The 13818-nt window shown below is 57.9% G+C and carries 15 protein-coding genes; 4 read left to right on the plus strand and 11 right to left on the minus strand.

What is annotated here, in order from left to right:
• Nucleotides 1-86: 86 nt before the first annotated feature.
• The 4 genes from SIAM614_RS12890 to SIAM614_RS12905 form a co-directional block, all read right to left on the minus strand.
• Nucleotides 87-914, minus strand: coding sequence for an ABC transporter permease (locus SIAM614_RS12890; protein ID WP_006935067.1), 828 nt, complete (start codon nucleotides 912-914; stop codon nucleotides 87-89).
• A complete protein-coding gene (locus SIAM614_RS12895; RefSeq protein ID WP_040440145.1) occupies nucleotides 911-1624 on the minus strand; it encodes an ABC transporter permease in 714 nt (237 codons plus the stop codon). Before SIAM614_RS12895 ends, SIAM614_RS12890 begins: the two co-directional genes overlap by 4 nt.
• A 127-nt stretch (nucleotides 1625-1751) precedes the next feature.
• On the minus strand, nucleotides 1752-2528 hold the full coding sequence (locus SIAM614_RS12900) for an ABC transporter substrate-binding protein (RefSeq protein ID WP_040440069.1): 777 nt from the start codon (nucleotides 2526-2528) through the stop codon (nucleotides 1752-1754).
• Between the two features lie 260 nt (nucleotides 2529-2788).
• Nucleotides 2789-3202: a hypothetical protein gene (locus tag SIAM614_RS12905; protein ID WP_157139834.1), complete on the minus strand. Its 414-nt coding sequence runs from the start codon at nucleotides 3200-3202 to the stop codon at nucleotides 2789-2791.
• Between the two features lie 186 nt (nucleotides 3203-3388).
• On the opposite strand from SIAM614_RS12905, the gene SIAM614_RS12910 reads away from it, so the two are divergent.
• Nucleotides 3389-4030, plus strand: a complete 642-nt coding sequence (locus SIAM614_RS12910; RefSeq protein ID WP_040440147.1) for a glutathione S-transferase family protein — start codon at nucleotides 3389-3391, stop codon at nucleotides 4028-4030.
• A gap of 36 nt (nucleotides 4031-4066) precedes the next feature.
• Here the strand turns inward: SIAM614_RS12910 and SIAM614_RS12915 are convergent, their stop codons facing one another.
• A complete protein-coding gene (locus tag SIAM614_RS12915) occupies nucleotides 4067-5050 on the minus strand; it encodes a LysR family transcriptional regulator (RefSeq protein WP_157139835.1) in 984 nt (327 codons plus the stop codon).
• A 180-nt stretch (nucleotides 5051-5230) separates the two neighbouring features.
• Here SIAM614_RS12915 and SIAM614_RS12920 point away from each other — a divergent pair, with 180 nt between their 5' ends.
• Nucleotides 5231-6226, plus strand: coding sequence for an MBL fold metallo-hydrolase (locus tag SIAM614_RS12920; protein ID WP_006935078.1), 996 nt, complete (start codon nucleotides 5231-5233; stop codon nucleotides 6224-6226).
• Between the two features lie 36 nt (nucleotides 6227-6262).
• Here the strand turns inward: SIAM614_RS12920 and SIAM614_RS12925 are convergent, their stop codons facing one another.
• Genes SIAM614_RS12925 through fdhD form a run of 4 tightly spaced genes read right to left on the minus strand, consistent with a single transcriptional unit; the run spans nucleotide 6263 to nucleotide 9583 of the window.
• Nucleotides 6263-7540, minus strand: a complete 1278-nt coding sequence (locus SIAM614_RS12925) for a molybdopterin molybdotransferase MoeA (protein WP_006935081.1) — start codon at nucleotides 7538-7540, stop codon at nucleotides 6263-6265.
• Complete coding sequence (gene mobB, locus SIAM614_RS12930; RefSeq protein WP_006935082.1) at nucleotides 7537-8058, minus strand: molybdopterin-guanine dinucleotide biosynthesis protein B; 522 nt, start codon at nucleotides 8056-8058, stop codon at nucleotides 7537-7539. Before mobB ends, SIAM614_RS12925 begins: the two co-directional genes overlap by 4 nt.
• The gene (mobA, locus tag SIAM614_RS12935; RefSeq protein WP_006935083.1) at nucleotides 8055-8708 is read right to left on the minus strand and encodes a molybdenum cofactor guanylyltransferase MobA; all 654 of its coding nucleotides are present in this window, start codon (nucleotides 8706-8708) and stop codon (nucleotides 8055-8057) included. Before mobA ends, mobB begins: the two co-directional genes overlap by 4 nt.
• On the minus strand, nucleotides 8705-9583 hold the full coding sequence (fdhD, locus tag SIAM614_RS12940; protein WP_040440071.1) for a formate dehydrogenase accessory sulfurtransferase FdhD: 879 nt from the start codon (nucleotides 9581-9583) through the stop codon (nucleotides 8705-8707). The genes mobA and fdhD overlap by 4 nt, the downstream gene beginning before the upstream one ends.
• Nucleotides 9584-9724: 141 nt before the next feature.
• On the opposite strand from fdhD, the gene SIAM614_RS32450 reads away from it, so the two are divergent.
• Nucleotides 9725-10006 (plus strand): hypothetical protein, encoded by a 282-nt coding sequence (locus SIAM614_RS32450; protein ID WP_040440073.1) that lies wholly within the window; start codon nucleotides 9725-9727, stop codon nucleotides 10004-10006.
• Between the two features lie 143 nt (nucleotides 10007-10149).
• Here SIAM614_RS32450 and SIAM614_RS12950 read toward each other — a convergent pair whose 3' ends face one another.
• Nucleotides 10150-10608 carry a BLUF domain-containing protein gene (locus SIAM614_RS12950; RefSeq protein WP_006935087.1) on the minus strand — a complete coding sequence of 153 codons (459 nt, stop codon included), beginning with the start codon at nucleotides 10606-10608 and terminating at the stop codon, nucleotides 10150-10152.
• 522 nt (nucleotides 10609-11130) lie between these two features.
• Entirely contained in the window at nucleotides 11131-11811 is a 681-nt protein-coding gene (locus SIAM614_RS12955) for an SDR family oxidoreductase (RefSeq protein WP_006935088.1), read from the minus strand.
• A 442-nt stretch (nucleotides 11812-12253) separates the two neighbouring features.
• Here SIAM614_RS12955 and SIAM614_RS12960 point away from each other — a divergent pair, with 442 nt between their 5' ends.
• On the plus strand, nucleotides 12254-13408 hold the full coding sequence (locus tag SIAM614_RS12960) for an Mrp/NBP35 family ATP-binding protein (protein ID WP_006935089.1): 1155 nt from the start codon (nucleotides 12254-12256) through the stop codon (nucleotides 13406-13408).
• Nucleotides 13409-13818: the final 410 nt, after the last annotated feature.

A 13818-nucleotide genomic window follows, 5' to 3' on the forward strand; every position in this document is an offset into this window, starting at 1 on the left:
AGCACAGAGGCACAAGGGACCTGCAGCAGCAATTTGGGCCAAGCTCGAAAAGCCCGGCCCAAACTGAACGAGGGCGTATGTCAGGTTCAGCGGATCAGGTGACGCGTCAGGCGGATTTCGATTCTGTCCCAGAGCCGGCGCAGCATCTCCACCAGGAACAGATAGATAACCGCTGCCCAGATATAGGCCTGGAAATCATACGATCTCGAGTAGGCCCGTCTCGTTTCTCCAAAGAGGTCGAACACCGTCACGATTGCCGCGATGGCAGACCCCTTCAGCATGAGGATGATCTCATTGCCGTAAGGGCGCAGGGCGACAATCAGTGCCTGAGGCAGGATGATCTTGAAGAAGGTAATCTTCTTGTTGATGCCAAGGGCGGCCGCCCCTTCCCATTGGCCTCTCGACACATTTTGAATGGCGCCGCGCAGTATCTCGGCCTGGTAAGCAGAGGTGTTCAGTGAAAATGCGAAGATTACACAGAACCAGGCCTCCCTGAAGAGACCCCAAAGACCGATTGCCTCCAACTGCGGCTGGAATGTTCCTGCGCCGTAGTAGACAAGGAAAGTCTGCGCCAATAGTGGCGTGCCGCGGAAGAAGTAGACGTAGCAGTATGCGGGCTTTGATAGGAGCCACCATTTCGAAGCCCTGGCAGCCGCGATAGGGAGGCTCAAAATCGCGCCAATCAGCAGGGACAGACCGACGATTTGTAGGGTGACAAAAAAACCGCTGAGATACTCGGGCCAATACTTGAGCACGAACGGGCTGGCGATGTTTATCGCCAGATAATAGAGCAGCCAAGCGCCCGAGACGATCCAGAGCGCCATCAGGACATGGCCAAATATTCTTGTCTTGGTCCAGCGGCGAGGTGGCGCGGGCGGTCGCTTCAGGCCGGTTGCGGGGTTGGCGGAGATCATCGCGTTGCTTCTCCCCGTTTGCTCCAACGCTCAATGCGAACGAGGCCGGTGGACGATATCATCGCCAGGACGAGGTAGATCAGGCAGGCGATACCAAAGAACATGAAGGGTTCCTTGGTTACGCGCGCAGCGATCCCGGATTGGCGCATCACGTCCGACAGCCCGATCACGGAAACGAGGGAAGTGTCTTTTAAAAGCACTAGCCAGCTGTTTCCCAGTGCGGGAAGTGCGAGCCGGATCAATTGAGGCAGAACCACCAGCCGAAGCGTTTTGCCCTTCGACAGACCAAGCGCATATCCGCCCTCGTACTGCCCCTGCGGGATACCGCGAAAGGCGGAAAGAAACGCCTCGGACGTATAGGAAGAAAAGACGAACGAGAGTGCGATGACACCGGCGATAAACGAATTGACTTCGAAATAAAAGTCGAAGCCGGCCATCTTCAGCAAAACCTGTACCGCGATCTGAAGGCCGAAATAGACCAGGAACAAGGTCAGAAGTTCCGGCAAGCCGCGAAAGAGGGTGGTGTAGATGTTGGCCGCCAGTCGCAGGCTGGGTTCTGATGACTTTTTTGCGAGCGCAATCAGAAATCCCAGAAACAACCCGAACGGCAAGGTTACGATCGCCAGGCAGACGGTCACGACCACGCCCCAGGCAATCTCGTCTCCCCAACCCTCTGGTCCGAAGGAGAGTAGCGTCAAAGCTTTGTCCATAAGCCGGCGCTTCTTTCTGTTTGTTGTTGTTATTCCGGCCACCCCTACGGCCGTACTGCGGGATTTTTCCCTGCAGGCGGTGCGGCACACAGGGCGCCGCACCGATGATCTTTCGACAAGAGGCTAATCAGCCGCCGTAAACGTCGAACGTGAAGTACTTGTCGTTGATTTCCTTGTACTTGCCGTTCGCCAGGATACCTTCGATGGCCTTGTTGAACATTTCCTTCAACTCGCCATCGTCCTTGCGGATGGCAATACCGGCGCCTTCGCCGTTGATCACCGGGTCCGGCGTCAGGGTGCCAAGCAGCTTGCAGCAAGCGCCGTCGTCGGTCGCCAGCCAATCGGACAGAACCACAACGTCATCGATCACTGCGTCAACACGGCCGCTGGCAACATCGAGCTTGTACTCGTCCGGCGTCGGGTAGAGCTTCAGGTCTGCGGAAGGCAGTTTTTCCTCAGCGTAGTTGGAATGGGTGGTGGAGGACTGAGCACCAAGCGTAACACCCTTGAGGTCTTCGTCCGACGTGCCCTTCAGAGTGGAATCCTTCGGCACGGCAATCGCCGGCGGGGTGTTGTAGTATTTGTTGGTAAAGTCGACCTTTTCCTTACGCTCGTCGGTGATCGACATGGACGCGATCACGGCATCGAATTTGCCTGCCTGCAGGGCAGGGATCATGCCGTCCCAATCCTGTGTGACGAATTCGCATTCGACTTTCATTTCTTCGCAGAGTGCCTTGGCAATATCGACGTCGAAGCCAACCAGCTGGCCATCTGCGGTCAGGGAGTTGAAAGGAGGATAAGCGCCTTCGGTGCCGATACGCACTTTCGACCAGTCTTTCGCCTCAGCGCCACTCACGGCAGCCAGTACTGCTACTGCTGCAGCAGCCATACGCAAAACACGCATATTTTGTTCCCCTAATATTATCTTCGCGGCGCAAGCGGGTTCTTCCCACCTTCTTGCCCGAGCGCACTATTCCATACACTTCGGGTCAAATTTCAAGCAGACAGGCGAAAAAAACACAGCGCGATTTAGCCGGATTCTCAATTTTTTCGGCTTATCGTTGGGGAAGGGGCAAGCCATTGTGGAAACATGGCGCGTCCGCCGGGCAGTCGTCGCGGCTTCAAAAGCACGCATCGGGTTCGAATACCCGGCACAGAGCGGCATCAGGCCTTCGAGTCGGCTGTCGCATCGGCAGCTTCAACTTCCTGAGAGGCGTCGTAAACCTCAAGGACGGATTGCAGGGTGATGACCGGACGGGAAAGCGCATCACCCGCCTTTGCGCCTCGATAGGGTGTAGGTGACACAACCGGCTGCTTGGTCAACTCGGCAATCTTTTCTTCGTGGATTGCTCGGTTTCTGGGCGAAAGATTATCCAGGCTGAGTTCGGTCAGCCCGTGTTCTTCCAGATATTCGTGCCGAATGCGTTGTTCTTCGGGAAGCTCCCGCCAGTCTTGATATTGTTCGGCCAGAAAGGTCCGGAACTGCAGGAAGCGGTTTTCGGTCTCGCTCGGTTGTTTTTGGGGTGTTTTGGAGGTTTGCGGCGACACATTGGACACGGGCGAAAGAGCAGACGACATCAGATCCTCGTTCTGGCTGCGGGTATCGTACAATATGCAAGCAATAATTGTGCCGGGGAGAGGTATTAAAAACCCTGATGAATTTCATGAACTTATTGAATTTGATGCCCGAAGCCGTTGCGCTTAGGAAAAGTTTGCCCGGTGTCACATGGAGATTTGTGCCGGGGTTCGGAAAAGGGCGATGAGATGTCGGACTATGAACTTTTTATCGGCAACAAGAACTATTCCTCCTGGTCGCTAAGGCCGTGGATTGCCCTCAAGCACAAGGACATACCGTTCCGGGAAACGCTGGTTCCTTTTGATTTCGAGAATGGCAATCCGGAATTCGCAGCGTTCTCGCCAACAGGAAAGGTGCCGGTACTCAAAGACGGCAGCCTGACGATCTGGGACAGTCTCGCGATCCTGGAATATCTGGCCGACTGCTTTCCGGACAAGGGCCTGTGGCCGCAGGACAAGGCGCAGCGCGCCTGGGCCCGGTCTATCTCGGCAGAGATGCATTCCGGTTTTTCTGCTCTTCGAAGCGAGTGCTCGATGAACATGCAGCGCCCCGCAGCGCCGAAGCCTGTCAGTGAGGCAGTGAAAAACGACGTCACGCGGATCGTGACCATCTGGAAAGAATGCCTGGAAGCCTCCGGCGGTCCGTTCCTCTTCGGTGACTTTACGATTGCCGACGCCATGTATGCGCCTGTCGTCAGCCGGCTTGAAACCTATCAGCTTTCCAGCGATCCTGTGGTTCGCAAATACAGTGAAGCGATGACGGCGACACCGGCCTGGAAGATCTGGGAAGAGGCCGCGCTCAAGGAAACCTGGGTGGTCGATACCGAGTAGGGACTGCCGGCCCGGCGATCACGGCCGAGCCGCTTGTCATGCCACTGTCGTGGGTTGCGGCAGGAGAGTGTGTTCATTTTGTTGTCCGCCAACGCCCTCGGCTGAATGAAGGCCGGTGTGCTGGAAAGCCCCTTCCTTTTCGAAAAAGCTGAACAGGCTGTCGACAAACCGGCGTACCTTCAGCGGGATGAACCGGTTGGAAGGATAGACTGCATGCACAGGGTGTGGCGGATATTGCCATTGTGGCAGAACGACTTCCAGGTCGCCTGTGCGCAGAAACGGGTCTATCAGCCAGCGGTTGGAAAGCGCGATACCGAGACCTGCCATCGCTGCGCGGCGCAGGGTCGAGGAGTTGTTGACCAGCATCGTCGGTGAAATCTTGACTGAGAGCTTCTCACCGACCGGGCTGATGAACGGAACCCGGGTTCCGGTCGAGATGTTCTTGTAAAGCAGATAGTCGTGGTCCTTGAGGTCGTCAGGGTGCGCGGGGCGTCCTCGTTTGTCGAGATAGTCGGGCGATGCAACCAGGCATCGCTGCGCCAGCCCGAGCCGTCGAACAATAAGACGGTCGTCTTCGATGTCACCCATGCGGATCGCCACATCGAGACGCTGCTGAATCACATCGACAAACTGATCTGACAGGGACACATCCAGCAAGATACCGGGGTGATCCAGCTTGAAGCGGATCAGGAAGTCCGAAAGGACCGTTTCTGCAAACCCCAGCGGCAGCCCCACCGACAGCGGGCCGGACATTTGCGCTTCCTCGCTTTGAACCGATCGGTCGGCTTCGGCAAGACGTTCCAGGATATCCCGCGCATAGGCATAGTATCGTTCGCCGGCCTCGGTCAGGCTGAGTTGGCGCGTTGTCCGGTTGAGAAGCCTGATACCCAGTTCGTCTTCAAGCGCGCGGACTTGCTGGCTTACAGCGGGCTGGGAAATGCCGAGGTGCTTCGCGGCCGCAGAAAAACTGCCGAATTTGACGGCCTGCACGAAGCCGGAAAGAGAGGAAAGCTTGTCCAAAACGGCCTCGGGCTGGTGAGAGAAAACCGGTGAGACCGAATACATAAGCATGATTTATGAGTAATATAAGATATTAAGCGCTTCAAAATCGACGCGAATGAAACACCTTTAAGGCTGCCGAACCGATCCCAAAGGTTTGTGTATGACAGTTTTCCATCAGGTCGAGCCGGGAGGCCCCATATGACCACTTCTCAGATTTCCGTTTCCAGACGAACACTGCTTGGTGCTGCAGCCGGGGCAGGGGCGTTTGCCGCTGCCGGTGGTGTTTCACTCGTTTCCTCACCCGCACAAGCCGCCGTTGCCAAGGCAGGCAAACCCATGGCGGGCGCGCTTCGCTACAAGGTCGGCGATCTCGAAATCACCGCCTTGCTCGACGGGTATCTCGATGTAACCCCGGAACTGGTCATTGGCTATGAAGCCTCGGAGGGACAGCGCCTCAGGGACGCTGCCATGGTCGAGGGAGACGCGCTGCGCATTCCCGTCAATGCCTACCTCGTCAATACGGGTGACCGGTTGATCCTGGTGGATGCCGGCACCTCGGACGCTCTCGGCCCGACAATGGGACGTTTGCCCGATGCCCTGGCTGCTGCCGGTGTAACGCCCGATCAGGTCGATGCTCTGTTGATCACCCACATGCACCCGGACCACCTTTTCGGCGTCATCGATGGTGACGGCAACAAGGTGTTCAAGAATGCAGAATTGATCCTGCCGGAAGTCGACAAGGCCTTCTGGTTCGATGATGCAGCCATGAATGGAGCTCCCGAGCAGTTCAAGCCGTTCTTCGTTGGGGCACGGAAGGCCGCCGAAGCCTACAAGGACAGTCAGACGCTGATCTCCGGTGATAAGGAAATCCTGCCTGGTATCCGCTCAATGGCTCTGCCGGGTCATACTCCGGGGCATACCGGTTACCTGTTCGACAGCAACGGTGAGACCCTCGTGATTGCCGGCGATATTGTCCATATGGCCGTCTATCAGTTCAGCCGGCCGGATTGGGGTATCGGGTTCGATATCGATCCGGGCCAGGCGGTAACGACCCGCAAGGCGTTTCTGGATCAGGCTGCCGCCGACAAGCTGTTCTTTGCAGGCGCACACATCCCGTTCCCGGGTATGGGCCGTGTCGCGAAGGACGGCGAGGGCTATCGCTTCGTCGCCGCCAACTGGCCCTACGCCTACTAAGGAACGATTTCCTGTTGGCCCGGCGACTGCGCCGGGTCAGCGCAATCCGAAGCCGGAGAACGGCAGGAACGATACCATGTCCCCCTTCCGGATCGAGGTGACGTCCTCGGGGATCTCGACAAGACCGTCCGCCTCACGCAAACCGGTGATCAGACCGGAACCGTCGCGCTGGAATTTTTGTGCGGCAAGTACCCCATCAGGGCGGGGTTCCAGAGAGGCGCGGTAGAACTCGCGCCGGTCGGGTTTTTTCTTGGGAACTTCAAAGGCGGCCGGAACCTGAAAGGCCTGCGGTTCCAGAAACGCACCTCCGCCAAGAACGCTGAAGACCGGCCGCGCGTAAAGCAGAAAACAGACCATGGCCGCGACCGGGTTTCCCGGCAGTCCAAGGACGACGCAGGACCCGATATTACCGAACATCATCGGACGGCCTGGTTTGATCGCGAGCTGCCACATGTGGCGTGTGCCGATCCTGTCCAGAACCTTGAGCATGTGATCTTCCTCGCCGCGGCTTGCGCCGCCGGTGGTCAGGATCACGTCATGGCTGGCTGCGGCCGCCGCCAGAGTTTCTTCAAGCCTGCCCGCATCGTCTTTCAAAATGCCCAGATCATCGATCGCGACAGGCAACGTCTCGCACAGGCTGCGCAGAAGAAAGTGATTGGAATCATAAACATCGCCAAGGGTAATGAGATCGCCGGGACGGCGAAGCTCGTCGCCTGTGGACACCAGGGCAACCCTCAGTTTCCGGAAAACGGAGACCTCTGCCTGTCCGGTGGAGGCAATGGCCGCGACATCTTGCGGGCGCAGCCGCTGGCCCGGGCTCAGAAGCGTTGTTCCTTCTGCCACGTCCTCACCTGCCTTGCGGCAGTTGGCGCCCGTTTTCAGACCCTGCGGCACGATCACGAAATCCTGACCGTCCTGCTGGTGCGTTTCGCAATCTTCCTGCATGGCAACCGTGTCGGCTCCCGGTGGCATCACCGCACCAGTGAAGATCCGGGCAGCCGCCCATGGGCCGAGATCGGCGTTGCTGGCATGCCCGGCGGCGATCCTCTGTTCCAGACGGAAAAAACCGCCGACTTCCTCGAAGTCGGCGTTGCGGAAGGCATAGCCGTCGACGGCTGAATTGTCTGCCAGCGGTACATTGCGGGGGGCCGTCACTGCTTCGGCAAGGATGCGCTCGGCAGCCTCTTGCAGGCGCACGGTTTCGGTCTCCGCGATGCAGTGGAGCCGTTCTTTCAGGATGGCCAGTGCCTCGTGGTGGCGCAAACGGTCCTTGTCGTGCAGGAAACAGTCGTCCAGGAGCAGTTTGCCGGTCATGCTGACGACCTCTTCAGACCGAGATGGGTTTCGATGAAATCCGCCATGGCACTTATGTCGTCCAGATGAAACACCGGCAAGACCTCATCCGGCAACTCGTGATCCGTCGCGATGGCCAGAATGTTCGGGTCGGAGACGGCCAATGGGCCACGTTCGCTTGCTTCGGTTCTACGCGCCTCGATCTTCGGATGTGATTCCTTCTTGTAGCCTTCGATCAGGATCAGATCGCAGGGCGCCAGCCGTTCCAGAACGTCCTCCAGCGGCGGTTCGTCTTCCTGTTTCAACTCGTGCATCAAGGCCCAACGACGCCCGGAGACAAGCGCAACTTCTACCGCACCGGCCTCCCGGTGCCGGTAACTGTCCGTGCCGGGCTTGTCGACATCGAAACCGTGATGGGCATGCTTGACGGTCGATACCTTTAGCCCTCGGGCGGTGAATTCGGCCACAAGACTGGCCACAAGCTGGGTCTTGCCGGAGTTCTTCCAGCCGGTAATGCCGAAAACGGGTGTGGTGGTCATCTGGGAACGTAACTCAGCGCATCCCTGACGGTTGCCAGATCGTCAGGTTTATTGGCATTGAAGAAGGGGTCCAGTCCGCTGGCAGGGTCCGGGTCGAAAGACACTTCGACGCTGTCGTAGCAGTCGACAAAGGCAAGCACCTTGCCGGTCTTGCCGGAGCGCAGCCAGTCTTCAAGATCCGCCTTCAGCCTGACAGGCCAAAGGCCGAAGACCGGATGCAGCTTTTCGGCAGAAGAGGCCAGCGCGATCACCGGTCTGTCGGCCGGTACGGCAGCGCACAACCGGGCGACAAGACTGGTCGGAAAAAAAGGGGTGTCCCCGGCAACCGTAACGACATGAGTGACGTCAGGTCTTTCGGCGTGGGCGTAGGTCATTCCGGCCAGGACGCCTGCGAGAGGTCCGGCAAAGTCGCCAACGGGATCGGCTGCTACGGGCAAGTCAAAGCGTGCAAACCGGTCCGGGTCGCCGTTGGCATTCAGGATAATGTCGTCAAGCTGTGGTTTCAGCCTGGCAAGGATCAGATCAAGCATGGTCTTGCCGCCGATATCCATCAGGCTCTTGTCGCCGCCGCCCATCCTGCGGGACTGTCCACCGGCAAGGATGCAGCCCAGCACCTTGTTGCTTTGAAGCGGCTTCTCGTATCTCGTCATGCTGCCGGCATGCTCCCTTTTCTGCGGGCGGTCTCCGGTTCGTCCTCCATATCGCTCGCCGACATGTCGAACACGATCCTGTCGTGACCGGAAAGGGCCACGAACCGCTTTCCGCGCGCGCGCCCGATCAGGGTCAATCCGGCCTGGCGGGCAAGGTCCACACCCCATGCGGTAAAGCCCGATCGTGAGACGAGGATCGGAATGCCCATCATCACGGTCTTGATGACCATCTCGGAGGTCAGCCGGCCTGTGGTATAGAAGATCTTGTCGTGCGAGGGGATGTCGTTCAGGACCATCCAGCCTGCGATCTTGTCGACCGCATTGTGGCGGCCGACGTCTTCCATGTAGACCAGTGGACGGTCTTTCTGACACAGAACGCAGCCGTGGATCGCCCCTGCCTCAAGATAGAGGGAAGGCGTTGTGTTGATTGTTTTCGTAAGCGCATAAAGCCAGGAGGTGTTGAGGCGGGCGTCCTCAGCCAGTTGCACGGTCTCGAACCCCTCCATGACATCACCGAAGACCGTGCCCTGCGCACAGCCGGAGGTGCGCACCTTCTTTTTCAGCTTTTCCTCGAAATTGGTCTCACGCTCGGTGCGAACAACGACAACATCCAGATCATCGTCATGGTCGATACCGGTGATGACATCGTCGTCGGCCAGCATGTTCTGGTTCTTGAGATAACCGACGGCCAGAAGGTCCGGATGATCGCCAATGGTCATCATGGTGACCACTTCCTGGGAATTCAGGTAGAGCGTCAGCGGTTTTTCCGTCACGACACGCGTTTCGACCGGCTGTCCGTCCTGATCGATACCTTTTACGGATGTCGAAAGGCGCGAATCTTCCGGGTCTGGTTGCAGCACATATGGGCCTGACACAGGCAAACGACTCCACTTGCTTCGATTGTCTCAACACTATGGGACGCGATTGCCGCGGGGCAAGGTGTTACTTCAGGGATTTGGTTCGCGAGCAGGCCGCAAACCTGAGACTGCGATGTGTGCCCGGGGAATGAAAAATGGATGCGGAACACTGTCCAAACGAAAGTGATGCTGGCGGAGTATCGATCCGCAGGAACCCTGGTGGCTGTTCTAAAGAGAAAGACCTCAGCAATCGATAGGGGGGGGGGGCTGACGTCCGACAACACCTGCACTGCGCTGGGATATCATCGTTACGATGAAGAGGGGCAGACCACTGGAAAGACAGCATTGCTGCGCGCGCAGGCCCGGTTAAGGCAACGGGAAATGGACAAGCCCAAAAGCCTTGTATCGCTCGCGCCGTTGACATCACTCATGAACCGCTGAAACGGCTCGACATGGTCTGCCAACGCTTTTTTATGCAGCGCACAGTATCGGCCTGACGGTGTTCGTGTCCGGCCTTCGTGCAATCAACGACTTCAATTGGAAAACCGGCGATGAGCCGAACTGCTCCGCATGACCGGAGCGGCTCAGATCATCAACATGTCGTTGGTCAGGCGCCCTTCCTGAAGTTCCTGCGCGAAATGTCCGAACGCCCGATAGGCTTCTTCCCGCGTTACGTCGGCAGGATGGTCAAGCAGGGGGCGCAGCACTTCGTGCTTGGAAGCGGCAAGGCCATCGGTCAGGTCCCGGAAGAACATGAGCGAATTCGGGAACAGACGGAAATCCGCCGGTTCGTGAATGATGCCCTCGATGGCTTCAAGACGTGGATCATTCATCACGCAATAGACGGTATCCAGCACCGGGCCGGTCTGACCTTCCAGAACCTGAATGATGTGTTGATCGACCAGCAGAAGCGCGCCGGTTACGCCAGCCTTTCTGTTGATGCGGCGAATGCGCAGCAACGTCTTGTCGATTTCGTCCGGCAGGGGCAGACGCATCTTGCCCCAGTTGATCTTGCTTCGGTAGCAGGCGCGGTAAAGTTCCATGGCGTGTCCATCCTTTTGCCGATGAATCCAGCCTGCGCTCCAATTCCTCACATTTGCTTAAAATTTGAATCAAATGGGAAGAAGAGCAGCCTTTGTTACCGGAGCGTTGCGAAGTCCTCCGCAAAGGTGTGCTTCGTGGCCGGATGGCCAGAACTAGAAAACTGTGCAAAACAACGTGGGTATTTCTTTGTGTGGAAAAGGTAGTTGCGAACCTTCTTCAAGCTTGAATTCTAGGCCGGCTTTTCGGGCGGGCTACTCGTGATGAAGAATCGAATATACCGCCGTCCCGCGTGCGTCCCATTGCGCGTGCGCTGTTGAGAGCGCAGCACTTCGTCCAGCTTAGCGCCTGGCCGGTCGGCGACAGCGCGCCGGTCAATCCCGGCGACCCGCAACTCACTTTCGGCGGAGGTTCCCGCCAGTTAGGCAGCGTAGGTCAAGCTTGGGGGCAAGTGTACCGCTGGTACCCTTAAAGGTTGCAGACAGTGGCCAAGCCAATGGGAGCCGGCAAGTTGAATTGGCGGGTCAGAACGGGCGCTCTTCACCGCTCCATTTGAAAAACTTTCCGGTGTCGGCAACGGACAGGGACCTGCCGATCTTCAAAACACCCCGTGCGACGTCTGCCGGGTCATTGTCTGCTTGTGGTCCGCCCATGTCTGTGCGCACCCAGCCGGGATCGATCAACGCGACTGGAATGCCCTCCGGTTCCAGGTCAGTCGCAAGTCCCTGCATCACCTTGTTCACCGCTGCTTTGGAGGCACGGTAGGCGAGGGTGTCCGACTTCCGGTATCCCATCCAGGCCATCTGGCTGGAAATGGTCAGGATCCGGCCAGCGCCTGACCGGCGCAAATGCGGCAGGAACGCTTGCGAGACTGCCAGAGGTGCAAGGGTGTTGACCTCGAGCGTTTCGGCAAAGCCCTCGAAATCCATGTCCAGAGCGCTCTGTCGTTCCGGAGTGATGATGCCCGCGTTGTTGATCAACAGGTCCAGCGGACTGTCGAGGCCGCTGGCAACAGAACGAACGGCGGCATGATCGGTGACATCGAAAACAAGCGGATGAAAACCTTCGCCGAGCCGTTCGGCCGTCGAGTTCACAGCTTGCTGCGTCCGGACTGAGCCATAAACGGTCCAGCCGCTCTCAAGTGCTGCGCGAGCAAGCTCGAAACCGATCCCGCGATTGGCTGCGGTGATGAGGCAGGTTGGCATGTAAGGTTCCTGAGGCTGGATTAACGTCGAAGAGAAATTGCGAGAGGCATTTCCAAATTACCCAGGCAGTAGCCCGGTTCAACGAAAACATTGTCCCCCTGAAGGCTGGGTAACAATCCCGGTTGTCAATCTCCGTCACCAATCGCAGTCAGTGTCACATCAGACGTGATAAAGGCTCCCAGGACAGCAACTTTTCTATCCGGCAGAAACGTTCCGGAGGCCCAAAGAGGGCGTTTTGCTGGAAGCTTTCAAAACAGCAAGGCAATCATCTGTTGAGTGGTTGGGCTTGTGTCGGAAAATTACCCCTTCTATGACTCGCGGTTAGAGAGCGGAACGCGTCGTGCTTCATTTTGGCAGCTTGCCTGAATGAGGTGGCGAACTAGATTTCGCACCGGAAAATCCGGTCGCGCGCAGTGGCCGGTCTACGAAACAGGACCGAAGAATGACCGACACCATAAAAAGCGCAGTCATGGAACGATTGAGGCAGATCAAGGGGCCAGACCTTGAGGGCGACATCGTTTCGTTGGGCCTCGTTTCGGACGTGTTCGTGTCCGATGGCCGCGTTGTCTTTTCCATTACAGTTCCCGCAGAGCGCGCGCAGGAGCTAGAGCCTCTGCGTCTGGCCGCGGAGAAGGTGGTCAAGGAAGTGGATGGCGTTGAAACGGTGATGGTTGCCCTCACCGCCGAACGCGCGGCAGGCAGCGCCCGCAATACTCCGCCTCAATCGGCCCCGAAACCCGCTCCCCAGCAGCCCCGGCGCTCCGCTGAGGAACAGGCTCCCGCAAAACCCGGTGTGCCAGGCATCAAGCACATTGTCGCTGTTGCCTCTGGCAAGGGCGGCGTTGGCAAGTCCACGACGACGGCAAATCTTGCCCTTGCGATGGCGGCGCTCGGCAAAAGGGTAGGGGTTCTGGACGCCGATATCTACGGCCCGTCCGTGCCACGTCTCTTCAACGTCTCCGGCCGACCGGAAGCTTTATCGGGCAGGATGCTCAAGCCATTGGAAGGCTATGGCATCAAGGTGATGTCCATGGGTTTCATGGTGGAAGAAGAAACGCCCATGATCTGGCGCGGGCCTATGGTCATTTCCGCACTCACCCAGATGCTTCGCGAAGTGGCATGGGGGGAACTGGACGTCCTGGTGGTCGACATGCCACCGGGAACCGGCGACGCTCAGCTCACCATGGCTCAACAGGTGCCCTTGGCCGGTGCGGTGATCGTGTCGACACCACAGGACCTCGCCCTGATCGATGCCCGCAAGGGTCTCAACATGTTCAAGCGTGTTGACGTTCCCGTGCTGGGTATCGTCGAGAACATGAGCTATTTCATGTGCCCGGATTGCGGCGGCCGCCACGACATATTCGGTCATGGCGGTGCACGGGCGGAAGCCGATCGGCTGGACGTGCCATTCCTGGGTGAAGTTCCCTTGACCATGAAGATCCGCGAAACATCCGATGCCGGTACGCCGGTTGTTGTTTCCGATCCGGAAGGTGCGGTTGCCGGTATCTACAAGGACATAGCCGCCAAGGTGCTCGCCAGCATCGAGCGCGAGAGCGCGGAGCCTGCCCGTGCGGCCCCGAAAATCGTCTTCGACTGAACCGGGAACAACCAGTCGCATTCGGAGGTATTCCGGCGGTTGGCCGATGAAACAAAATCAGGCACGGTTGATGCCGGGCCTGATTGCTGTCACCCGCACTCTTGTTGGAAAGCGGTGCTGAAACCCGCTGGCCAATGTATGAAGCGTTGCCAGATGGCGTATCAACGCCTGCTCCCGGCACGGCTTTGCGGGTGTTTCAAGCCATCGGCCAATTACCTGACATTGCTGACCTTTTGCGTCATCACGCGGCTATCGACTGTAGCAATTGAAGTTTTCACGCCCGGATCACGGAACCAATATACATATCCAAAGTTTAATATTTAGCCCGCAAGGGATGACGATAAAAAGGTTCCTTCCCGGGCATGGTTACAAGTAAATCCCAAACTTCCAGCACCGGTGCGAAACCTTCG

The sequence above is a fragment of the Roseibium aggregatum IAM 12614 genome (assembly GCF_000168975.1).
Lineage (GTDB): Bacteria > Pseudomonadota > Alphaproteobacteria > Rhizobiales > Stappiaceae > Roseibium > Roseibium aggregatum.